This window comes from Corynebacterium sp. LaCa78 (genome assembly GCF_046717505.1).
In the GTDB taxonomy this organism is placed as follows: Bacteria; Actinomycetota; Actinomycetes; order Mycobacteriales; family Mycobacteriaceae; genus Corynebacterium.
This window is the reverse complement of record NZ_CP177112.1, coordinates 1,349,552-1,370,906: the sequence shown is the minus strand read 5'-3', so window position 1 is coordinate 1,370,906 and position 21,355 is coordinate 1,349,552. Positions and strand designations below refer to the sequence as shown.

The following is a 21,355-nucleotide window of genomic DNA, read 5'->3' as shown; positions in this document are numbered from 1 at the left end:
AAAAGGAAGAAATATTATGCCAAAGCGCACTGACATTAATCACGTCCTGGTCATCGGCTCCGGGCCCATCGTCATCGGCCAGGCCTGCGAGTTCGACTACTCCGGAACCCAGGCCTGCCGCGTCCTCAAGGAGGAGGGCCTGCGCGTGACCCTGGTGAACTCGAACCCGGCCACCATCATGACCGACCCCGAGTTCGCTGACCACACCTACGTCGAGCCCATCGAACCGGAATACATCGAAAAGATCCTGGTCAAGGAGTCCGAGGAAGGCCACCCCATCGACGCCGTGCTGGCTACCTTGGGCGGGCAAACCGCGCTGAACGCCGCGGTGCAGCTGGACCGCCAGGGCATTTTGGATAAGTACGATATCGAGCTCATCGGTGCCGATATCGATGCCATCGAGCGCGGCGAGGACCGCCAAAAGTTTAAAGACATCGTGGCCTCGGTAGGCGGGGAATCCGCCCGCTCGGCGGTGTGCCACAACATGGATGAGGTCCACGAGACCGTCGACAAGCTCGGCCTTCCCGTTGTGGTGCGCCCGTCTTTTACCATGGGTGGCCTGGGCTCTGGCCTGGCCTTCAATAACGAGGATTTGGACCGCATCGCCGGCGGCGGGCTTGCGGCTTCGCCGGAGGCCAACGTGCTCATCGAGGAATCCATCCTCGGCTGGAAAGAATTCGAGCTCGAGCTCATGCGCGATGGCGATGACAACGTGGTCGTCGTCGCCTCCATCGAAAACGTCGATGCCCTGGGCGTGCATACCGGGGACTCCGTGACCGTGGCGCCGGCGCTGACGCTGACGGACCGCGAGTTCCAGAAGATGCGCGATCTGGGCATCGACATCATCCGCGAGGTCGGCGTTGATACCGGCGGCTGTAATATCCAGTTCGCCTTGAACCCGGATGATGGCCGCATCATCGTCATTGAGATGAACCCACGCGTCTCCCGCTCCTCGGCGCTGGCCTCCAAGGCCACGGGGTTCCCCATTGCAAAGTTGGCCGCGAAATTGGCCATTGGCTATACGTTGGACGAGGTGCAAAATGACATCACCGGCGAAACCCAAGCGGCGTTCGAGCCGACCTTGGATTATGTCATTGTCAAGGCGCCCCGCTTTGCCTTCGAGAAGTTCCCCGGCGCCGATGACACCTTGACCACCACGATGAAATCGGTGGGCGAGGCCATGGGCATCGGCCGCAACTACATCTCCGGCCTGAATAAGGTGATGCGCTCGCTGGAAAACAAGCCCAACGGGTTCTGGACCAAGCCAGATGAGTACTTTGCGGGCGAGCGCGCCACCGACGTGCAGGCGGTGCTCAAGGATCTCGAGCGCCCCACCGAGGGCCGCATGTACGATATCGAGCTGGCCCTGCGCCTTGGCGCTACGGTCGACGAGGTCCACGAGGCCTCCGGCGTGGACCCATGGTTCATCGCGGAGCTCGAGGGCCTGGTGGAATTCCGCCAGGAGCTTGTTGATGCCCCCGTGCTCACCGAGCAGCTCCTGCGCGAGGCCAAGGTCTTTGGGCTTTCCGATGCCCAAATTGCCGCCCTGCGCCCCGAGTTCAACGGCGAAGACGGCGTGCGCAGCCTGCGCTGGCGCATGGGCATTCGCCCCGTCTTCAAGACCGTCGATACGTGCGCCGGCGAGTTCGAGGCGCAAACGCCATACCACTACAGCTCCTATGAGCTGGACCCCGATGCCGAAACCGAGGTCCACCCGGCGCCGGAAGGCTCGAAGGGCAAGGTCATCATCTTGGGCTCTGGCCCGAACCGCATTGGCCAGGGCATCGAATTCGATTACTCCTGCGTGCACGCCGCCCTTGAGCTTTCCCGCAAGGGCTATGAGACCGTGATGGTCAACTGCAACCCTGAGACGGTATCGACCGACTATGACACCGCTGATCGCCTGTACTTCGAGCCGCTGACCTTCGAAGACGTCATGGAGGTCTACCACGCAGAGGCAGCCTCCGGCGAGGTCGCCGGCGTGTTGGTGCAGCTGGGCGGCCAAACCCCGCTGGGTTTGGCCGAGCGCCTCGATGCGGCCGGCGTGCCGGTGGTGGGCACCAGCCCTGCGGCCATCGACTCCGCCGAGGACCGCGGCGAATTCGGCAAGGTACTGGACGCGGCCGAGCTGGCAGCGCCATCGTATGGCACCGCCACCTCCTTCGAGGAGGCCCGGAAGGTCGCGGCCTCCATCGGCTACCCGGTTCTGGTTCGCCCCTCCTACGTGTTGGGCGGCAGCGGCATGGAAATCGTCTACGATGAGCAGTCGCTGGAGAACTATATCGAGCGCGCCACCGAGCTCTCCCCAGACCACCCGGTCTTGGTGGACCGCTTCTTGGACTCGGCCATCGAGATCGACGTCGACGCCCTGTGCGACGGCAACGAGGTCTACTTGGGCGGCGTGATGGAGCACATCGAGGAAGCCGGCGTTCACTCCGGCGACTCCTCCTGCGCCCTGCCGCCGATGACGCTGGGACCAGAGGACATCGACAAGGTACGCGAATCCACGCGCCGCTTGGCCGAGGGCATTGGCGTAAAGGGCCTGATGAACGTCCAGTTCGCCTTGAAGGATGACATCCTTTATGTCATTGAGGCCAACCCGCGCGCATCGCGCACCGTTCCGTTCGTGTCCAAGGCGACCGGCGTGCCGCTGGCTAAGGCCGCCGCCCGCATCATGATGGGATCTACCATCGCGGAACTGCGGGAAGAAGGTCTCATCCCATCGGCCTACGACGGCGGCTCCTTGCCGCTTGACCACCCGATTGCGGTCAAGGAAGCGGTCTTGCCCTTCGAGCGCTTCCGTCGGCCAGACGGCAGCCTTCTCGATACCCTGTTGTCGCCGGAGATGAAGTCCACCGGTGAGGTAATGGGGCTGGCCACCAACTTTGGTGCGGCCTATGCCAAGGGTGAAATCGCCGCCTTTGCCGTGCCGCCCACGGAAGGCACCATCTTCGTCTCCGTGGCCAACCGGGATAAGCGCACCCTGATTTTCCCCATCCAGCGCTTGGCGCGCATGGGCTACAACATCGTCGCTACCGCAGGTACCGCGCAGATGCTGCGCCGCAATGGCATCGAGTGCGAGGTTGCCGTCAAGGTCTCTGAGGCCAAGGAGGGCGAAGAGTCCATCGTGGACAAGATTTTCAACGGCGAGATTGACTGGATTCTCAATACGCCAGCCGGCTCTGCCGGTGCGCGCCACGATGGCTACGATATCCGCGCCGCAGCGGTGCACATGGGCCTGCCGCTCGTCACGGTGGTCCAGGGCATTACGGCGGCGGTGCAGGGCATCGAGGCGCTGCGCCAGGGTGATTTGCAGGTCCGTGCACTTCAGGAGCTTGAGCATGGCCCACGCAACTAAATCCTTTGGCCAGCGCTTGGAAGGCGCCGGCCGCGAGCGCGGGCGGCTTTGCGTAGGCATCGACCCGCACCCGTACCTCTTAGAGCACTGGGGGCTGGAAAATACCGCAGAAGGCCTGCGCACCTTCAGCCTGCGCTGCGTCGAGGCCTTTGCGGACACCGCTGCCTTGGTAAAGCCGCAGGTGGCCTTCTTCGAGCGCTTCGGCGCTGCTGGCTTTGCGGTTTTGGAAGAAACGCTGGCCGGCCTGCGCGAGGCAGGATGCCTGACGGTAGCAGATGCCAAGCGCGGCGATATCGGCTCCACGATGGAAGGCTATGGCGATGCCTGGCTAGGGGAGACCTCGCCGCTGCGCGCTGACTCGGTTACACTTTCGCCATACCTCGGCGTTGGGGCGCTGGGCGCGGCCATTACCATGGCGCAAGAAAACAACCGCGGAGTATTCGTCCTCGCGGCAACCTCTAATCCAGAGGCGCGCGCCATTCAGGCGGTGCCCGCGGGGACTGCGGACTCGATTGCCCAGGCGGTTATCGATGAGTGCGCCGCCTTTAATGCCTCAGCGCTTGAGGCTGGCGTTGCTGGAAGCGTCGGCGTTGTGGTGGGCGCGACCGTCGAGAACCCGCCCCGCTTGGACGCGCTTAATGGCCCGGTGCTGCTTCCCGGCGTCGGCGCCCAGGGGGCGGGTCCCGCGCAGGTGCACTCCACTGTGTCTGCGTGCCCGCAGCTTGGGTTCGCCAATGTCTCGCGCGCCGTCTTGCAACGCGGCCCCCAGGTCGATGACCTGCGCAAAGCGGTGATCGATACCGCAGACCAATTCCGGGATTAGAACACGCGGCGGGGCCAATTAACGGCCGCGCCGTTTACCTGGTATTTTGGTCTAAGCATGTGCGTTGACGTGCTAAAACGAGCGGCCCATCTGGGCCGTTGATCGTCATCGTGTCACTAGCGGTGCTAGGATAATCAGAAGTCGGTGTGCTCGAAGGTTCAGGGTAACTTTCCGCGGTATTTCCATCGCGTTTGGCAGCCGGAATCTGGTACCAAGTATCAGAAGTAATAGAAGCAATCTAATGAATCGGAGGAAACTCGTGGCCCTTCCAAAGTTGACTGATGAGCAGCGTAAGGAAGCTCTCGCAAAGGCCGCTGAGGCCCGCAAGGCTCGCGCTGAGCTCAAGGCTGCGCTTAAGCGCGGCGAAACCGACCTGAAGGACGTGCTGGAAAAGGCTGAGACCGATGAGATCATCGGCAAGACCAAGGTTTCCGCACTCCTCGAGGCTCTGCCTAAGGTTGGCAAGGTCAAGGCCAAGGAAATCATGGAAGATCTGGAGATTGCGCAGACCCGTCGCCTGCGCGGTCTGGGTGAGCGCCAGCGTCGTGCTCTGCTTGAGCGCTTCGGTTACGACGACGAATAATCACGTCTATGGCTGACGCAACTGCTCGCGGTCGCCTCGTCGTGTTGGCGGGTCCTTCCGCAGTGGGGAAATCCACCGTAGTCTCGCGTCTACGGCATGACGTCGAGGGGCTGTATTTCAGCGTGTCTATGACTACGCGCCAGCCCCGCCCCGGGGAGCAAGATGGCGTGGATTATTTCTTCGTCACCCCTGAGGCCTTTCAGGAACGCATTGATGCCGGTGAGATGCTCGAATGGGCAGATATTCACGGCGGATTGCAGCGTTCCGGAACACCCGCCCGGCCCGTAGAAGAGGCCTTAGACGCCGGTCGCCCGGTTCTCGTCGAGGTCGATTTGGCCGGTGCGCGCAGCGTTCGCAAGGCCTTGCCGGAAGCGGATTTGGTCTTCTTGGCACCGCCTTCGTGGGAGGTGTTGGTAGAGCGCCTGACCGGTCGCGGTACCGAACCGCAAGACGTCATTGATCGTAGGTTGCACACTGCGTACGAGGAACTAGCTGCACAGGATGAGTTTGATCACGTTGTGGTCAATGAAAACCTAGATGAGGCAGTGGCCGCCATTAGTGATATCCTGCGTGGATAGACTCTTTTTTGACCATCTTCAACCAATGTAAAGGTGCATGTGACTAACGTGACCACCCCTTCTAACACTGAATCCGCGAAGTCGGAACCGGTATTTGATGACCCGATTGGCATTACGGACCCGCCAATCGATGAGCTGTTGGACAAGGTTTCTTCCAAGTACGCCTTGGTGATTTTCGCTGCCAAGCGTGCGCGCCAGATCAATAGCTACTACCAAGAGCAAGATGAAGGCGTCTTTGAGTTCGTCGGCCCACTGGTTAACCCAGAGCCCGGCGAGAAGCCACTGTCCATCGCGCTGCGCGAAATCGATGCAGGTCTGTTGGACCACGAGGAAGGCAAGTAACTAGCGCGCGCTTTCGCGTGCGCACCTTGTGCCTCATTTCAGCCCCGTCCGGCCAACCCCATATGGTTTCACTTCTGTGGAACTACCGGGGTGGCTGGGCGGGGTTCTTGTCATGCCTGCACGGTACGATTGGGCGATGTGACTGACTTAAATTCTCCTCGCAATATCGTGTTGGGCGTTGCCGGTGGCATCGCCGCGTATAAGGCCTGCCACTTGGTGCGCAATTTCAAAGAACATGGCGATAATGTCCGCGTCGTTCCTACAGAAAGCGCATTGAACTTCGTAGGTGCCGCCACTTTTGAGGCATTATCCGGAAATCCGGTTTCCACCAGTGTTTTTGAAGCCGTCGAGGACGTTCAACACGTAGCTGTAGGGCAGGAGGCCGATGCCGTGGTCATCGCCCCTGCCACGGCTGATCTTATTGCCCGCCTGGCCGCGGGACGCGCCGATGATCTCTTGACCGCGACCGTGCTGGTGGCAACGTGTCCTATCATTGTGGCGCCCGCCATGCACACCGAAATGTGGAATAACCCAGCGACGCAACACAACGTAAAGATCCTGCGCCGGCGCGGAATTACCGTCATGGAACCAGCGCACGGGCGCCTTACGGGTAAGGATACGGGCGCAGGCAGGCTGCCGGATCCAGAACAAATTGCCGCCATCGCGCGCACCGAGCTCGCGGGTTTTCATATCGATCACAGCTGGACGGGGCTGAAGGTGGTTATTTCTGCCGGTGGCACCCAAGAGGAATTGGATCCGGTGCGTTATTTAGGAAACCGTTCCTCGGGCAGGCAGGGCTTTGCGCTGGCAGAGGTGGCCGCGCACAAGGGCGCGGATGTCACGGTTGTGGCCGGCAATACGGCGGAGCTGCCCGTACCGAGTGGGGCTACGATCCGGAACATCGTTTCTGCGCAAGACTTGGAGGCCGCGATGCGCGAGGAATCCCGCGATGCCGATATCGTCATCATGGCCGCTGCGGTCGCGGATTACCGGCCCGCGAATGTGGCCGAGTCCAAAATGAAAAAGGGCAAGGCGGATGATGCGCTTGCCGCGCTGGAGATGGTGGAAAACCCAGATATTTTGAAGTCTCTCGTGGCAGCCCGCGAGGAGGGCGAGGTGCCGCAGAAGTGCGTCATCGTCGGTTTCGCGGCCGAGACGGGGGATGCCAATTCTTCGGCGCTGGATTATGCGAAAGAAAAGTTTGCGCGCAAGGGGTGCGACGTACTGATGGCCAATGAGGTTGGCCGCGGCGTGACCTTTGGCCAGGAAAGCAGCGAGGGGTGGATCCTGCGACGAAACGAGGAACCGCAGCGCGTGGAGCATGGATCTAAGCAGGTCGTCGCGGCGCAGATTCTGGGCGTCGTGAATGAAATGATTGAATCGGGAAATTAAATATTGCGTTTATAGACCGCTTGGTCTAGGGTTGCCTTGTGATGGGTTGGGGCAGAATGCCTCGGTATCGAATACGTAATAATCAAAGGAAGTTTTTGTGACTGATAACGCTGCAGTGGAAGCTCGTCTTTTTACAAGCGAGTCCGTTACTGAGGGGCACCCGGATAAAATCTGTGACGCCATCTCGGATGCCATCTTGGATGCACTTTTAAAAAAGGATCCGGAGTCTCGCGTTGCCGTGGAAACGCTGGTTACCACCGGCCAGGTGCACGTCGTGGGCGAGGTCCGCACCAACGCTTACGTGGAAATTCCGGCTCTTGTGCGCGAGACCCTAAAGTCCATCGGCTTTACCTCTTCCGATGTGGGCTTTGATGGCAATACCTGTGGTGTCAATATCGCCATCGGCGAGCAGTCGCAGGAAATCGGTGCCGGCGTGGATACCTCCACCGAGGCGCGCGACCAGGGCGCGGATTATGACGAGGAAAATGATACCGCCGGCGCCGGCGACCAGGGCCTGATGTTTGGTTACGCGTCGAATGAAACCGCGGAGTACATGCCGTTGCCCATCGCCTTGGCGCACCGCCTGTCCCGCCGCCTGACCCAGGTGCGCAAAGAGGACATCGTGGACCACCTGCGCCCGGACGGCAAGACCCAGGTGACCTTCGCTTATAACGACAATAATGAGCCCTCTCACCTGGATACGGTCGTTATTTCTACCCAGCACGATCCTGAGGTTGATAGCCAATGGCTAGAAACCCACCTGCGCAGCGAGGTGCTCGATTGGGTTATTAAGGATGCCGGGCTCGATAAGTACTACACCGATGAGACCAACCTCTTGGTCAATCCTTCCGGCTCCTTCATCTTGGGCGGTCCTATGGGCGATGCTGGCCTTACCGGACGCAAGATCATCGTGGATACCTACGGTGGCATGGCCCGCCACGGCGGCGGTGCCTTCTCCGGCAAGGACCCCAGCAAGGTGGACCGCTCTGCGGCCTACGCCATGCGCTGGGTGGCCAAGAATATCGTCGCGGCAGACCTGGCGGATCGCGCAGAGGTGCAGGTGGCCTACGCCATTGGTCGCGCCAAGCCGGTTGGCCTCTACGTCGAGACTTTCGGAACCGCGAAGCAGAACTTGACCGATGAGCAGATCCAGGCCGCCGTTAATAAGGTCTTTGACCTTCGTCCGGCCGCCATTATCCGCGAATTAGGTCTGCTGCGTCCTATCTACGGCCAGACCGCCGCCTACGGCCACTTTGGCCGTACCGACGTTGACCTGCCGTGGGAGCAGTTGGATCGTGTGGAGGAATTGCGCGCTGCCGCTGGTCTGTAGAATGTGGGCTTATGCCTAAGAAAACACCTGCCGCCCGGAAACCGGTCGCGCGGGTGTTGCCTCTTTTGGGGGTTGCCCACCTCGATCGGGGCTTTGATTACCTGGTAGATGAGGCCGAATCCGATAGCGCCCAAGCCGGGGTGAAGGTGCGCATTCGGTTTAATGGGCGCTTGGTGGATGCGATCATCGTCGAGCGCAAGCATGAGTCCGATTTTGGTGGGCAGCTGCGCTTTATCGAGCGGGTCATCTCTCCATTCCAGGTCTATCCACCGCAACTGTCCCGGCTGGTGGAAGCCCTTGCGGATCGCTATGGCGGAATTTGCTCCGATATCATTCGCTCCGCCATTCCGCCGCGGCACGCAAAGGCAGAAGAAGCGGATTTGGATACGCCGTGGGAAGAACTCGGCGCAGCCAGCGAGCCCGATTTATCCGGGTGGTCTGCCTATCAACATGGGGAAACTTTTGTTGATTCCATCTTGGGCGGGAAATTGGCCCGCGCCGCGTGGCAAATCGCTCCCGGCGATGAATGGGAAGATGCGCTCGCGGCCTTAGCGGCCAAGGTTGCCCTGGGCGGGGGAGGAGTCCTAATCGTGGTCCCAGACCAAAAGGTGGTGGACTCCCTTGAAAACGCCCTGCGCGGTGTTGTGGGACCGAAACAAATTACGGTGCTGACCAATAGCATGGGCCCGCAGGCGCGCTATCGCCGCTATCTTTCGGCCTTGGTGGGGCAGGCGCGAATCGTCATTGGCACGCGCTCGGCGGCTTTTACCCCCGTGGACAACCTGCAGCTGGCCGTCATTTTTGATGATGGTAACGATAACTTGGTGGATAATATCAAGCCCTACGTCCACGCCCGGGAGGTGCTTACCACCCGCTCTGCCTTTGAAAATTGCAGCTTCATTGCGGTCAACCATTCGCGGACGGCGGAAACCCAGTTATTGGTGGACTCTGGGTGGGCACATGACCTCATCCCGAGCGCCTCAACCATCGAGGCCCGCCGGCCCGATATTTTGGCCATTGGCGCCTACGGGCTATCCATTTCCAGGGACTTAGAGGGCGGTACGACCTCTGTGCAAGCCCCAGCCTTTCAGGCGGCGCAGCAAGCCCTCGACCGCGGCGAACCGGTGCTAGTGCAGGTCCCGCGCAAGGGGTATGCGCCTATCTTGGCCTGTGGAAAGTGCCATTCTCCCGCGCGGTGCCGGCACTGCAATGGTCCATTGGGGTTGCCTCCGAGCTCCGAGCGCTCAAGCGAGGAAGCCGTCATGCCTACCTGCCGCTGGTGCGGGCGCATTGCTACCAATCATCGCTGTACCGAGTGCGGATCGCCGCGCCTGCGCGCCATCGTCTTAGGCTCTGAACGCACCGCGGAGGAAATGGGGCGCGCCTTTCCCAATACGTCCGTCGTGGTCTCTGGCGGCAATAAGGTCGTGGGCTCAATTGAGAATGCCCCGGCATTAGTGATTGCTACCCCTGGCGCCGAGCCGCGGGTGAATGGCGGCGCCTATGGTGCGGCGCTCCTGTTGGACGCGGGCACCTTATTAAACCGGCAAGACTTGCGCGCCACCGAGGACTGCCTGGCCAAATGGGCGCAGGCGGCCACCATGGTCAGGCCGCATTTTAAGGGCGGGCGCGTCATCATCGCCGCGGATCCGGAACTTCCCGTCGTCCGCCACTTCATGAGCTGGGACATGGTCGCGGCCGCGGCAGAGGAATTGTGCGCCCGGCGCGAGGTGCGCTTTCCGCCGGCCGTGCACTTCGCCGCCATCGACGGGGCGGACGCGGCTCTGGATTCCTTCGAGCAGTTGGTGGATCTGCCAGAGCACGCCGAGGTCTTAGGCCCAGTTCCGCTCCCGCCAGGGGACAGCCTCCCCGGGGAATACGATGTGGACCGCTTTGGCCCACCCCAACGCCTGGTGGTGCGCGTCCCGCTGGGGCCGCGATCGCAGCTGGGGCGCGCGCTGCGCAAGGCCAATGCGGCGCGCAGCGCGCGAAAAGATGAATTGCCGCTTCGCATCACGGTCGATCCCATTCACGTGGGCTAGAAGTGTGCATAGACTTAAGCGGTTAGGCAGTACAAGAGAAAGGGATAAATCAGTGGCGGAATTAGACATCAGGCTCTACGGGGATCCCGTACTGAGCACGCGGGCCGAAGAGATTACGACCTTTGATTCCAGCCTGCGCACGCTGGCGCAGAACATGTTGGAGACCATGGATGCCGCCGGCGGGGTGGGGCTCGCGGCGAACCAGGTGGGCATACTCAAGCGCATCTTTGTCTATGACTGTTCGCCTATCCAGGCCGGATTGCGCGGGGTTCTCATCAACCCCGTGTGGACGCCGCTGGGAGAAGACATGCAGACTGGCCTGGAAGGATGCCTATCCATCCCGGGGATTCGCGCCGATACGCCGCGGCACAACCGGGTATTTGTCTCTGGGCGCGATGTAGAAGGCAGGCCGGTGGGGATGGTCGCCTCAGGGCTTTTGGCTCGGTGCATTCAGCATGAAACCGATCACCTTGATGGAGTGTTATTCCTGCGCCGGCTTGGCGATGCCGACCGCAAGGCCGCCATGCGTACCATCCGCGAAGCCGATTGGTTTAATAGCGCGGGGTAGGCGAGCTTCGGCAACGCAGGCAGGCTCGTTGTACCCTAGAATTTTCACCCGAGACCTCGAGGAGACTCATCCAGTATGCGGATTATTTTTGCCGGCACCCCAGAGCCGGCGGTGGTGGCATTGGAGAAATTGCTTGCCTCCAGCCACGAAGTGGTAGCGGTCATTACCCGGCCCGATGCGAAGAAGGGCAGGGGCCGCAGCCTTCACCCGAGCCCGGTCAAGGCCTTAGCGCAAGAGCACGGCATCGAGGTGCTGACCCCATCTACGCTGCGGCCTGGCACGGAGGATGGCGATAACCTGCGCCAGCGCCTGGCGGAGCTGCAGCCCGAGGCCATCCCGGTGGTGGCCTACGGCAACCTCATTAGCAAGGATCTCTTAGACGTCGCGCGCCATGGTTGGGTTAACCTGCACTTTTCCCTTCTTCCCGCTTGGCGCGGCGCGGCGCCGGTGCAGGCGGCTATCGCAGCGGGCGATGATATTACCGGCGCGTCCACCTTCCGGATCGAGGAAGGCTTGGATACGGGCCCGGTATTCGGCACGGTGACAGAAGGCATTACCGGGACGGATACCGCAGACGATCTGCTCACACGGCTGGCGTATGCCGGGGCGGATCTCCTGGTCGCCACCATGGATGGGCTAGAGGCTGGCACGCTGGAGCCGCAGCCCCAAAGCGGCGAGGCCACCTATGCGCCGAAGATTTCCACCGACGCCGCCCGCATTGACTGGGCGCAGCCTGCCTTCGCCATCGACCGGCATATCCGCGCCCACGCACCGGGCCCGGGCGCGTGGACGCTGCTTGACGATGCCCGCCTCAAGCTCGGCCCGGTGAGTCTTACCGAGGGCATCGGCAAGCAGCTGCAGCCGGGCGAGGCGCTGATTCGCAAGGACGCGGTGTACATCGGGACCGCGACGCAACCGGTGCAGCTGGATAGGATTCAGCCGCCGGGCAAAAAGATGATGAATGCGGCCGATTGGGCGCGTGGATTAGGAAAGAACGCAGAGGTGAGGTTCCAGTGACTGGTGGATTCCGCTCCCGCAGCAAGTCCGGCGACAAGGCGCCGGAGGCTACGCAGCACGGCAAGAATGGTGCGCCCCAGCGCGGCAATGCGCAGCGCGGTAGTGCGCAGCGTGGCCAAGGCAAGCGTGATCAAAGCAAACGTGGTCCGCTACGCCAGGGCAACCGAGGTCATCGGGATACCCGGGGTGGCCGGGGTAGCCGGAATGCGGGCGCGCAGAACGCAGGCGCGGGGAAGTCCCTTGTGCAGGCCGCCATCGACCAGGGCGTGGATCCGGCCCGCGCCGTCGCCTTCGATGTGGTGCGCCGGGTAAGCGAAGAGGATGCGTTTGCCAACCTTGTCCTGCCAAAGGCGCTGCGCAAGCAGAAGCTCACCGGCCGCGATGCCGCGTTTGCCACGGAGATTACCTATGGCACCCTGCGCACCTTGGGCGTGCTCGATGCGGTGATCGCGCAGTGTTCCTCGCGCGAGTTGGAGGCAATCTCGCCGGTGGTCATCGATGCCCTTCGCCTGGGCACTTACCAGATTCTCTATACGCGCGTGGAACCCCACGCGGCGGTAGATACCTCTGTCCGGCTCGTCGTGGCGGGCGGGGAGGAAAAAGCTAAAGGGTTTGCCAATGGCATCTTGCGCACCATTACCCGCACGCCGCCGAATGAGTGGCTCAAGCGTCTTGCCCCAGAAGGCGAAATCGCAGGCCTGGCCTTTAGGCATGCGCACCCAACATGGATCGCGGAGTCCTTTGCCCGCGTTGTGGACCCCGAGGAATTGCCCGCTGCCTTAGAAGCGGATTCCGAGCGCCCGAGCGTGCACCTGGTGGCACGGCCGGGCGAAATTTCCGCCGAGGAATTGGCGCTGATTACCGGAAACGAAGAAGGTACCTATTCGCCCTACGCGGTGTATATGGACTCCGGGGATCCAGGCCAATTGGAACCGGTCCAGCAGGGCATGGCCGCGGTTCAGGATGAAGGCTCGCAGCTTATCGCTCGCGCCGTCTGCGAGGTGCCCGTCAGCGGTACTGACCAGGGCCGCTGGCTCGACCTGTGCGCGGGCCCGGGTGGCAAGGCGGCCCTGATGGGGGCCTTGGCGCGCATCGAGTCCGCGCACGTCGATGCCGTGGAAGTATCGGCGCACCGTGCGAAACTGATTGAAAAGACCGTGCAAGGGCTGCCGGTGACCGTCCATGTGGCCGATGGCCGCAACCCGCAGGTCGGCTCGGGATTCGATCGCATCTTGGTGGACGCGCCGTGTTCGGGGCTGGGCGCATTGCGGCGCCGCCCAGAGGCGCGGTGGCGGAAATCGGAGGACGATATTGCCGAGCTTTCGACACTGCAATTCGAGCTCTTGTCCTCTGCTTTAAAGCTCGTGCGCCCGGGCGGGGTGGTGGTGTATTCCACCTGTTCGCCGGATCTGCGCGAAACCCGCGCCATCGTGGACCAAGCGGTAGACAAGCTGGGTGCGCAGGAACTGGACGCACGGGATTTTATCCCGGATATGGGCAATGTAGGGAAAGAAAAATCCGTCCAAATGTGGCCGCACCGCCACGGCACCGATGCCATGTTCATGGCGGTGCTGCGGCGCGGCGATGAGGAAGGGCGCTAGGATTAACGGTATGCCTGCACCACTTATTTCTCCATCAATTTTGGCTGCTGACTTCGCGCGGCTAGGTGAACAACTAGAGGCCATCTCGAATGCCGATTGGATCCATGTAGACATCATGGACGGGCACTTTGTTCCCAACCTTTCCTTCGGTCCGGATATTACGGCCACGGTGAAAAGGTCCACGGATAAGCCGCTTGACGTGCACCTGATGATTGAGGAACCGGCGAAATGGGTGGAGACCTATATCAATGCCGGTGCCACCACCATCATTTTTCATGTGGAAGCGGTTGAGAGTGAGGTAGCCGCGGTGGAATTGGCAGAAAAAATCCGGGATTTGGGCGCGCGTGCGGCCTTTTCCATCAAGCCGGATACGCCCATTGAGCCGTGGCTGGATAAGCTGCACCATTTTGATGAGGTGCTGGTCATGTCCGTGGAACCAGGTTTCGGCGGCCAGAAATTTATGCCCGATATGCTGGAGAAGGTCCGCGCCCTGCGCGAGAGCATTGACCAGCAGAACCTGGATACCGTCATTGAAATCGATGGCGGCATCGATCCGGAAACCATTGGCTTGGCCGCGGAGGCCGGGTGCGATTCCTTCGTGGCGGGTTCGGCCGTATTCAAATGCGATGATCCAGCGCAGGCGGTGGAAGAACTGCGCGCGCTTGCAGCACGGTCATAATGGCCGGCGCGATGGATGCAACGAATATTTCCGAAGCATTGCTTCAGGCCATGCAGGCCGGCGCGGCGGTGCGCGGTACCACAAGCCCCAATCCACCCGTAGGCGCGGTGATTTTATCCGCAACCGGTGACGTTGTGGGGCGCGGTGCGACCCAGCCGGTGGGCGGTGCTCACGCGGAAGTCATGGCGCTGCGCGCAGCCGGCGAAAAGGCCCGCGGTGGCACGGCCGTTGTTACCCTGGAGCCCTGCGCGCATACGGGAAGGACGGGGCCTTGCGCCACGGCGCTTATCGATGCCGGAATTGCTCGCGTGTTCTACCTCCATCCCGATCCCACGCCCCAAGCAGGCGGTGGCGCGCAAGCCTTGGCCGCAGCCGGGGTAGAAGTGGGCCGGCTCACCGCGCCGGATGGCGTCGAAGACGCGGTGCGTGCTTGGTTGCGCGCGGTAAAGCTGCAGCGCCCGCACGTGACCCTAAAATTCGCGCAGACCTTGGACGGGTTTACCGCTGCGGCCGATGGCACGAGCCAATGGATCACCAGCCCCGAGGCCCGCGAGTGGGTCCATGCCGATAGGGCGCGGCGCGATGCCATCATCATCGGCACTGGCACTGCGCTTGCCGATAACCCCTCGCTTACCGCACGTTGTAGCGATGGGCGTTTGCGGGAGCACCAGCCGCGCCGCGTGGTCATCGGCAAGCGCGATCTCCAAGCCGCGGGGGAGAAGGCCTCTCACCTGCAGCAGCTGGGATTTGAGCAATATGACACCATCGAGGGCGCGCTCGACGAGCTGTATGCCAGCGGCGCCCGCGACGTCTTGGTGGAAGGCGGGGCGGGACTGGCCCAGAGCTTCATCGAGGCCGGTGTCGTGGACGCGCTGGCGGCGTATATTGCCCCCATCCTGCTCGGCCAAGGGCGCGGAATTCTGGCGAATGCGGTGGCGCACACGCTTGCCGATGCCCCACGTTTTACCACCGTGCGCACCACCAGCCTCGGGCCCGATGTCCTCGTCGAATACGAGGCGCGGAATGAGCGTTAAAAGATTAGATACTTAAGAGACGAATACAAGGGGTTTCATTGTTTACAGGGCTAGTACAAGAACTCGGCACGGTAGCCGCGCTCGAGCAACAGGCGGATGCGCTGCGGCTGAGCATTCGCGCACCACAGACGGTGAGTGACGCGCGCCTAGGAGATTCCATTGCCATCAATGGCGTGTGCCTTACCATCGCGGAATTGGATGGGGACAACTTCTTTGCCGATGTGATGCAAGAATCGTTGGACCGGACGGGACTCGGGCAACTGGTAGAAGGCGCGCGGGTGAATGTCGAGCCGGCATTGTTGCCCACCACCCGGCTGGGTGGACACATGATGCAGGGCCATGTCGATGGCACGGCGCGCTTGGTCTCGCGCGAGCACTCGGAGCACTGGGACGTGCTGCGCTTTAGCTTGCCCCGCGAACTCGCCCGGTACGTCGTGGAAAAGGGCTCCATCGCGGTCAACGGCACGTCCTTGACGGTCAGCGCCGTAGGCGAAGATTGGTTCGAGGTCTCCCTCATTCCCACCACTTTGCGGGAGACGACGCACGGTGAATCTCAGGTCGGCGATATCGTAAACCTCGAGGTGGATGTGCTGGCGAAGTACGTGGAAAAGATGCTTCACCCCGAATCCGGAATTGCTCAAGCAAAGGACTAGACTGCTAGGTTATGTTCGCGACTGAAGAGAGCATCCATTTTGATGCCATCGATCACGCCATTGCGGAGATTGCCGCCGGCAAGCCCGTCATCGTCATGGATGATGAAGGACGGGAAAATGAAGGGGATCTGATCTTTGCCGCGGAGCTGGCAACCCCGGAACTGGTCGCGTTTATGGTGCGGTATTCCTCCGGATACGTGTGCGCCTCGCTATTGCCGGAAGATTGCCAGCGGCTCGATTTGCCGCCGATGATGGCGCATAACCAAGATGTGCGCCAGACCGCCTATACGGTCACCGTGGATGCGGCGACGGGCTCTACCGGAATTTCTGCGGCCTCCCGCGCGGAAACCATCCGCCGCTTGGCGGATCCCTCGACCCGGTCCAGCGACTTTACCCGGCCGGGTCACGTGGTTCCCCTGCGTGCACGGCCCGGTGGGGTGCTGGAGCGCGATGGTCATACGGAAGCCGCGGTCGATTTGGCGCGCCTTGCTGGCCTTCGCCCCGCCGGCGTGCTGTGCGAAGTCGTCTCCGAAGAGGACCCAACGGACATGGCCCGCGGGCCGGAGCTGCGCCGTTTTGCCAATAAGCACGGCCTCGCCCTGATCTCTATTGCGCAGCTCATCGAGTGGCGCCGCCACCATGAGATGCAAACCCAGCGCGCGGTAGAAACCCGCCTGCCCACCGAATACGGCGAATTCACCGCGATTGGTTACCGCCATGACCTCGATGGCCAAGAGCACATCGCCTTGATCGCCGGCGATCCCGCGCAGCTTCGCGGCGCCCGCGATGTTGTGGTGCGCGTGCATTCCGAGTGCCTGACCGGAGACGTCTTTGGCTCGCGCCGCTGCGATTGCGGCCCCCAGTTGCAGGAATCCCTGCGCAAGGTGCAGGAAGCCGGCACTGGAGTAGTAATTTACCTGCGCGGCCATGAAGGCCGCGGGATCGGATTGGTGCACAAGCTGCAGGCGTACCGGCTCCAGGACGAAGGTTGGGATACGGTCGATGCCAACCTGGAACAGGGGCTGCCAGAAGATGCCCGCGAGTATTCCGTGGCCGGCCAGATCCTGAAGGACCTTGGGGTGGAATCAGCGCAGCTGCTGACCAATAACCCTCACAAGGGCGAAGGCCTTGCCGGCTTTGGCATTGAGGTCAGTCGGCACACCCCGCTGACCATCGCGGCAAACGCCGATAATATTCGGTATTTGCGCACCAAACGCGACCGCATGGGTCACAATCTTCCGCAGGTGGCACAGTGGGACGCGCAGCACGAAGGAGAATTAGGTAAATGAGTAAAGAAGGATTGCCCGCTATCGCGCAGGTAGATGCGCGCGGCCTCCGTGTCGCGGTCGTGACCGCGACGTGGAACGAAGAGGTCTGCGATCAGTTGCACCAACAAGCGGTGGAGACTGCGCGCGCTAATGGGGCAGAGGTCGCGGATTTCCGCGTCGTCGGTTCCCTGGAACTGGGCGTGGTTGTCCAAGCAGCCGCGCGGAAGTTCGATGCCGTCGTTGCCTTGGGCTGCGTCATCCGCGGCGGTACCCCGCACTTCGATTACGTCTGCGATTCCGTCACCCAAGCCCTAACGCGCATCTCCTTGGATGAATCGACGCCGATTGGCAATGGGGTATTGACGGTCAATGACCAGCAGCAGGCCATCGATCGCGCAGGCTTTCCTGACTCGGCGGAAAACAAGGGCGCAGAATCCATGATTGCGGCTTTAGATACCGCGCTGCAATTGCGTAGACTAAACGCAGATTAAAGGCAGGCAGGACTTCCGGAGGAGTAAAGCACATGAATGAGGCCGCAGCCTCGAATGAATCCCACCCGCGCCGCTCTCTCAGCGATGCAGAGGTATTGGCCTATACCAGCGCGGATCCCTTCGCACGGACCACGTCGAAGCCGTGGGAATATACCGCCAAGTCCCCGTTCTTGCGCAAGATCGCCATCGGCTGGGTCATCCTGGTCATGGCCATCCATATTTTCATGGGTGTCACGCTCGATATCTCCTTTACCGGCGCGCACGTGACCACCATCGATAAATTCGCTTTCCCCGGCGTGGGCGTAGTCATTTCCATCTTGTCCTGGATTGCGCTGAACCGGCCGCGGCTGCAAGCCAATGAGGATGGGGTAGAGGTCCGCAATATCATCGGCACGCGCTTTTACCCGTGGCAGGTGGTCTACGGACTATCCTTCCCCGTCGGCCAGCGCATGGCCCGCCTCGAGCTGCCCGAATTTGAGGCCGTGCCCGTGTGGGCGCTGCAATCCGGCGATAAAGATACCGTGATCACAAAAGTCCGTGACTTCCGCGATCTGGAAGCCAAATACATGCCGCAGGATTAAGCATTGGCAGATCCAACCACCTATCGCCCCGCCCCAGGAACCATTCCGACGGAGCCGGGCGTTTATAAGTTCCGCGATGAAAACAAGCGCGTCATCTACGTAGGCAAGGCCAAAAACCTGCGGGCGCGCCTGTCCAATTATTTCCAAGACATCACGCAGCTGCACCCGCGCACGCGGCAAATGGTGTTGACCGCCAGCTCCGTGGAGTGGACGGTTGTTGCCAGCGAAGTTGAAGCGCTGCAGCTGGAATATACCTGGATTAAGCGGTTCGACCCGCACTTCAACGTCATGTACCGCGATGACAAGACATATCCCATGCTTGCCGTCTCGGTGGGAGAGGTCGTCCCGCGCGCCTTTTTCTACCGCGGCCCCCGCCGCAAGGGGGTGCGCTACTTTGGCCCCTATTCCCACGCTTGGGCTGTGCGCGAAAGCCTGGATCTGCTCACCCGAGTCTTCCCCATGCGCACCTGTTCCAAGGGCGTATATAACCGTCATGAGCGGCTGGGACGGCCGTGCCTTTTGGGATACATCGGCAAGTGCGACGCGCCCTGTATCGGGCGGGTAAGCAAGGAAGAACACCGCGAGACCGTCAATGAGTTGGTCTCGTTCATGAACGGCAACACGGCGGGCGTTAGGCGCAAGCTGGTCAAGGACATGGAGGCTGCCGCCGAAAACCTGGAATTTGAGCGCGCGGCGCGGTTGCGCGATGACCTTGGGGCCATCGATAAGATTATGGAGCAACAAGCGGTTGTCTTCGCCGATGGCACCGATGCCGATCTGATTGCGTTTAATTCCGATGAATTAGAAGCCGCCGTCCAAATCTTCCACGTCCGCGGCGGCAGGATTCGCGGCCAGCGCGGCTGGGTCGTTGAACGCGCCGGTGACCAGGCAACCTCTGAGCCCATTGAGGAGGGCCAACCCGATCCCGCCTTGCCCGCATTGGTGCAAAACTTCCTCATCCAGTTTTACTCGGATGCTGTAGAGCGCGAAGAACAAGAAGCCCGCGAGGACGCGGCTTTAGCTGCGGATGTGCCGCGGCGCGGCGTGGACCAAGAATCGCATATGGAACAGCGCCACGTCCACGTCATCCCGCGCGAGATTCTGGTCCAGGCCATGCCGGAGGAGTCCGAACAAGTGGTCTCCCTCCTGGAAGACCTGCGCGGTGCGCGCGTCGATCTCCGCGTTCCCCAACGCGGGGATAAACGCTCCCTTATGGATACCGTGGAAAAGAACGCCAAGGAGCAGCTGCGCCAGCATAAGTTGAAGCGCGTCGGCGACCTCACCGCGCGGTCCGCGGCGCTGCAGGATATCCAGGATGCCTTGGGCATGGACCAAGCACCGCTGCGCATTGAGTGCACCGATATTTCGCATATTCAAGGCACCGATGTCGTCGCTTCCTTGGTGGTTTTTGAAGACGGCATTCCAAAGAAGTCCGATTACCGGCGCTACCGCATCAAGGAGGCGGCCGGCGACGGGCATTCCAATGACGTTGGCTCCATTGCTGAAATCACGCGGCGCCGGTTTAAGCGCCATAACCAAGATAAGTTGGTGAACCCGGACGAGGAAAAAGAAGAATCCTCCTTCGCGGAAGAAAAGGTGGCGGAAGAATCCGCCGAGGCAGGCCGCCGCTTTGCCTATCCTCCTCAGCTTTTTATCGTCGACGGTGGCGCACCGCAGGTGGCTGCGGCGCAAGAGGTATTCGATGAACTGGGCATCGTCGATGTCACCCTCGTGGGGCTGGCTAAGCGCTTGGAAGAAATTTGGGTGCCAGGCGATGATGAACCGGTGATTTTGCCGCGCAATTCCCAGGCCCTGTTCTTGCTGCAGCAAATTCGCGATGAGGCGCACCGCTTTGCCATTACCTACCACCGGCAACAGCGGTCTAAGCGCATGCGCTCTTCGGCGCTTGATGCAATTCCTGGTCTCGGTCCGCAGCGCCGGACGGATTTGGTGAAGCATTTTGGTTCAGTCAAAAAGCTCAAGGCTGCTTCGGTGGATGAGATCTGCGAGGTCAACGGCTTTGGGCCAAAACTGGCGCAGACCGTCTACGATAAGTTGCACGACGCACAGTAAATAGGCAGCATTCTGGCAGAAGTGTAGAGCGCGAAAACGCTAGACTGGTGTGCATGACGCACTTCGAGACTCCGCCCATCTTGATTACCGGCATGTCCGGCGGCGGGTTGAGTTCCGCCGCCAAGGTTTTTGAGGATAAGGGCTACTACGTGGCGCATAATATCCCGCCGCGCGCCATCGTGGACCTGTGGAAATTGTGCAACCAGGAAGAAACGCCCGTTGAAAAGGTTGCGGCGGTAACGGACGTGCGTTCCCGCATGTTTCCGGGGTCCCTCATGGAGACCATCGATGAGTTAACGGCATTGGGTATGAAGCCCACCGTGCTCTTCCTCGATGCCCGCGATGATGTGCTCATCCGTCGCTTCGATTCTGTGCGGCGTACGCACCCATTGCAGGGCGAAGATACCTTGAAGGTGGGCATTCAACGCGAACGCCAAGCGGTGGCGGAGATTCGGGATCGCTCCGATATCATCATTGATTCCACGAACCTCTCGATTCATGACTTGCGCCGGGCTATCGAAGCTGCGTTTGGCGAGTTTCAGAATACGAACCAGCACGTCACGGTGGAATCCTTCGGATTTAAGAATGGTTCCCCGCGCGATGCCGATATCGTTGTCGACGTCCGCTTTTTGCCCAATCCCTACTGGATTCCGGAGCTGCGCGGCTGCCGCGGTACCGATGCGCCGGTGGCCGATTATGTCCTGTCGCAACCGGCCGCCCAGAAATTCGTGGATAATTTTGTCGCCATGTTTTCCACCATGCTGGAGGGATACCGGCACGAGGGCAAGAACTTCATCACCGTGGGCGTCGGCTGTACCGGCGGGCATCACCGCTCTGTGGCGGTAGCTGAGGACATCGCCAAGCGTCTGCGCGCCAATGACACCCTTGACGTCAGTATTTTGCACCGGGATATCGCCCGCAATTAGGGCTGAGGAGCACTAA

The 21,355-nt window shown here is 61.2% G+C and carries 19 protein-coding genes; all 19 read left to right on the top strand.

Annotated elements, in window-relative coordinates:
• Nucleotides 1-16 precede the first annotated feature (16 nt).
• The 19 genes from carB (at nucleotide 17) to rapZ (ending at nucleotide 21,339) form a co-directional block, all read left to right on the top strand.
• Nucleotides 17-3,358: a carbamoyl-phosphate synthase large subunit gene (carB, locus tag ACLI1O_RS06595; protein ID WP_284771919.1), complete on the top strand. Its 3,342-nt coding sequence runs from the start codon at nucleotides 17-19 to the stop codon at nucleotides 3,356-3,358.
• Nucleotides 3,342-4,181 (top strand): orotidine-5'-phosphate decarboxylase, encoded by an 840-nt coding sequence (gene pyrF, locus ACLI1O_RS06590; RefSeq protein WP_284771918.1) that lies wholly within the window; start codon nucleotides 3,342-3,344, stop codon nucleotides 4,179-4,181. Before carB ends, pyrF begins: the two co-directional genes overlap by 17 nt.
• Before the next feature lie 259 nt (nucleotides 4,182-4,440).
• Nucleotides 4,441-4,764 carry an integration host factor, actinobacterial type gene (gene mihF / locus ACLI1O_RS06585; RefSeq protein ID WP_023017443.1) on the top strand — a complete coding sequence of 108 codons (324 nt, stop codon included), beginning with the start codon at nucleotides 4,441-4,443 and terminating at the stop codon, nucleotides 4,762-4,764.
• An 8-nt stretch (nucleotides 4,765-4,772) separates the two neighbouring features.
• Nucleotides 4,773-5,342 (top strand): guanylate kinase, encoded by a 570-nt coding sequence (gene gmk / locus ACLI1O_RS06580; protein WP_005283138.1) that lies wholly within the window; start codon nucleotides 4,773-4,775, stop codon nucleotides 5,340-5,342.
• Nucleotides 5,343-5,381: 39 nt separating this feature from the next.
• Nucleotides 5,382-5,684: a DNA-directed RNA polymerase subunit omega gene (gene rpoZ / locus ACLI1O_RS06575; protein WP_005279075.1), complete on the top strand. Its 303-nt coding sequence runs from the start codon at nucleotides 5,382-5,384 to the stop codon at nucleotides 5,682-5,684.
• Nucleotides 5,685-5,822: 138 nt separating this feature from the next.
• Nucleotides 5,823-7,076 (top strand): bifunctional phosphopantothenoylcysteine decarboxylase/phosphopantothenate--cysteine ligase CoaBC, encoded by a 1,254-nt coding sequence (gene coaBC / locus ACLI1O_RS06570; RefSeq protein WP_284771917.1) that lies wholly within the window; start codon nucleotides 5,823-5,825, stop codon nucleotides 7,074-7,076.
• 97 nt (nucleotides 7,077-7,173) lie between these two features.
• Nucleotides 7,174-8,406: a methionine adenosyltransferase gene (metK, locus tag ACLI1O_RS06565; RefSeq protein ID WP_284771916.1), complete on the top strand. Its 1,233-nt coding sequence runs from the start codon at nucleotides 7,174-7,176 to the stop codon at nucleotides 8,404-8,406.
• An 11-nt stretch (nucleotides 8,407-8,417) separates the two neighbouring features.
• Nucleotides 8,418-10,448, top strand: a complete 2,031-nt coding sequence (locus tag ACLI1O_RS06560) for a primosomal protein N' (RefSeq protein ID WP_411706781.1) — start codon at nucleotides 8,418-8,420, stop codon at nucleotides 10,446-10,448.
• Between the two features lie 52 nt (nucleotides 10,449-10,500).
• Nucleotides 10,501-11,016 carry a peptide deformylase gene (def, locus tag ACLI1O_RS06555; RefSeq protein WP_284771914.1) on the top strand — a complete coding sequence of 172 codons (516 nt, stop codon included), beginning with the start codon at nucleotides 10,501-10,503 and terminating at the stop codon, nucleotides 11,014-11,016.
• Nucleotides 11,017-11,091: 75 nt separating this feature from the next.
• Nucleotides 11,092-12,033 (top strand): methionyl-tRNA formyltransferase, encoded by a 942-nt coding sequence (gene fmt / locus ACLI1O_RS06550; protein ID WP_284771913.1) that lies wholly within the window; start codon nucleotides 11,092-11,094, stop codon nucleotides 12,031-12,033.
• Entirely contained in the window at nucleotides 12,030-13,634 is a 1,605-nt protein-coding gene (locus ACLI1O_RS06545; protein ID WP_411701706.1) for an RsmB/NOP family class I SAM-dependent RNA methyltransferase, read from the top strand. Before fmt ends, ACLI1O_RS06545 begins: the two co-directional genes overlap by 4 nt.
• A gap of 10 nt (nucleotides 13,635-13,644) precedes the next feature.
• A complete protein-coding gene (gene rpe, locus ACLI1O_RS06540) occupies nucleotides 13,645-14,313 on the top strand; it encodes a ribulose-phosphate 3-epimerase (protein WP_284771912.1) in 669 nt (222 codons plus the stop codon).
• Between the two features lie 11 nt (nucleotides 14,314-14,324).
• Nucleotides 14,325-15,347, top strand: coding sequence for a bifunctional diaminohydroxyphosphoribosylaminopyrimidine deaminase/5-amino-6-(5-phosphoribosylamino)uracil reductase RibD (gene ribD, locus ACLI1O_RS06535; RefSeq protein ID WP_284771911.1), 1,023 nt, complete (start codon nucleotides 14,325-14,327; stop codon nucleotides 15,345-15,347).
• Nucleotides 15,348-15,385: 38 nt separating this feature from the next.
• Nucleotides 15,386-16,000: a riboflavin synthase gene (locus ACLI1O_RS06530; RefSeq protein ID WP_284771910.1), complete on the top strand. Its 615-nt coding sequence runs from the start codon at nucleotides 15,386-15,388 to the stop codon at nucleotides 15,998-16,000.
• A gap of 11 nt (nucleotides 16,001-16,011) precedes the next feature.
• Nucleotides 16,012-17,289 (top strand): bifunctional 3,4-dihydroxy-2-butanone-4-phosphate synthase/GTP cyclohydrolase II, encoded by a 1,278-nt coding sequence (locus ACLI1O_RS06525; protein ID WP_284771909.1) that lies wholly within the window; start codon nucleotides 16,012-16,014, stop codon nucleotides 17,287-17,289.
• Nucleotides 17,286-17,759 (top strand): 6,7-dimethyl-8-ribityllumazine synthase, encoded by a 474-nt coding sequence (ribH, locus tag ACLI1O_RS06520; protein ID WP_411706780.1) that lies wholly within the window; start codon nucleotides 17,286-17,288, stop codon nucleotides 17,757-17,759. Before ACLI1O_RS06525 ends, ribH begins: the two co-directional genes overlap by 4 nt.
• 32 nt (nucleotides 17,760-17,791) lie before the next feature.
• On the top strand, nucleotides 17,792-18,340 hold the full coding sequence (locus tag ACLI1O_RS06515; RefSeq protein WP_005279101.1) for a PH domain-containing protein: 549 nt from the start codon (nucleotides 17,792-17,794) through the stop codon (nucleotides 18,338-18,340).
• Nucleotides 18,341-18,343: 3 nt separating this feature from the next.
• The gene (uvrC, locus tag ACLI1O_RS06510; RefSeq protein ID WP_411706779.1) at nucleotides 18,344-20,413 is read left to right on the top strand and encodes an excinuclease ABC subunit UvrC; all 2,070 of its coding nucleotides are present in this window, start codon (nucleotides 18,344-18,346) and stop codon (nucleotides 20,411-20,413) included.
• 44 nt (nucleotides 20,414-20,457) lie between these two features.
• Entirely contained in the window at nucleotides 20,458-21,339 is an 882-nt protein-coding gene (gene rapZ, locus ACLI1O_RS06505; RefSeq protein ID WP_172596749.1) for an RNase adapter RapZ, read from the top strand.
• The last annotated feature ends 16 nt before the right edge of the window (nucleotides 21,340-21,355 follow it).

Coding starts and splice junctions, on each gene's coding strand:
- gmk (WP_005283138.1), top strand. CDS start 4,773: ATGGCTGACGCAACTGCTCGCGGTCGCCTCGTCGTGTTGGCGGGTCCT.
- carB (WP_284771919.1), top strand. CDS start 17: ATGCCAAAGCGCACTGACATTAATCACGTCCTGGTCATCGGCTCCGGG.
- ribH (WP_411706780.1), top strand. CDS start 17,286: ATGAGTAAAGAAGGATTGCCCGCTATCGCGCAGGTAGATGCGCGCGGC.
- fmt (WP_284771913.1), top strand. CDS start 11,092: ATGCGGATTATTTTTGCCGGCACCCCAGAGCCGGCGGTGGTGGCATTG.
- ACLI1O_RS06515 (WP_005279101.1), top strand. CDS start 17,792: ATGAATGAGGCCGCAGCCTCGAATGAATCCCACCCGCGCCGCTCTCTC.
- rpe (WP_284771912.1), top strand. CDS start 13,645: ATGCCTGCACCACTTATTTCTCCATCAATTTTGGCTGCTGACTTCGCG.
- ACLI1O_RS06525 (WP_284771909.1), top strand. CDS start 16,012: ATGTTCGCGACTGAAGAGAGCATCCATTTTGATGCCATCGATCACGCC.
- ribD (WP_284771911.1), top strand. CDS start 14,325: ATGGATGCAACGAATATTTCCGAAGCATTGCTTCAGGCCATGCAGGCC.
- ACLI1O_RS06560 (WP_411706781.1), top strand. CDS start 8,418: ATGCCTAAGAAAACACCTGCCGCCCGGAAACCGGTCGCGCGGGTGTTG.
- pyrF (WP_284771918.1), top strand. CDS start 3,342: ATGGCCCACGCAACTAAATCCTTTGGCCAGCGCTTGGAAGGCGCCGGC.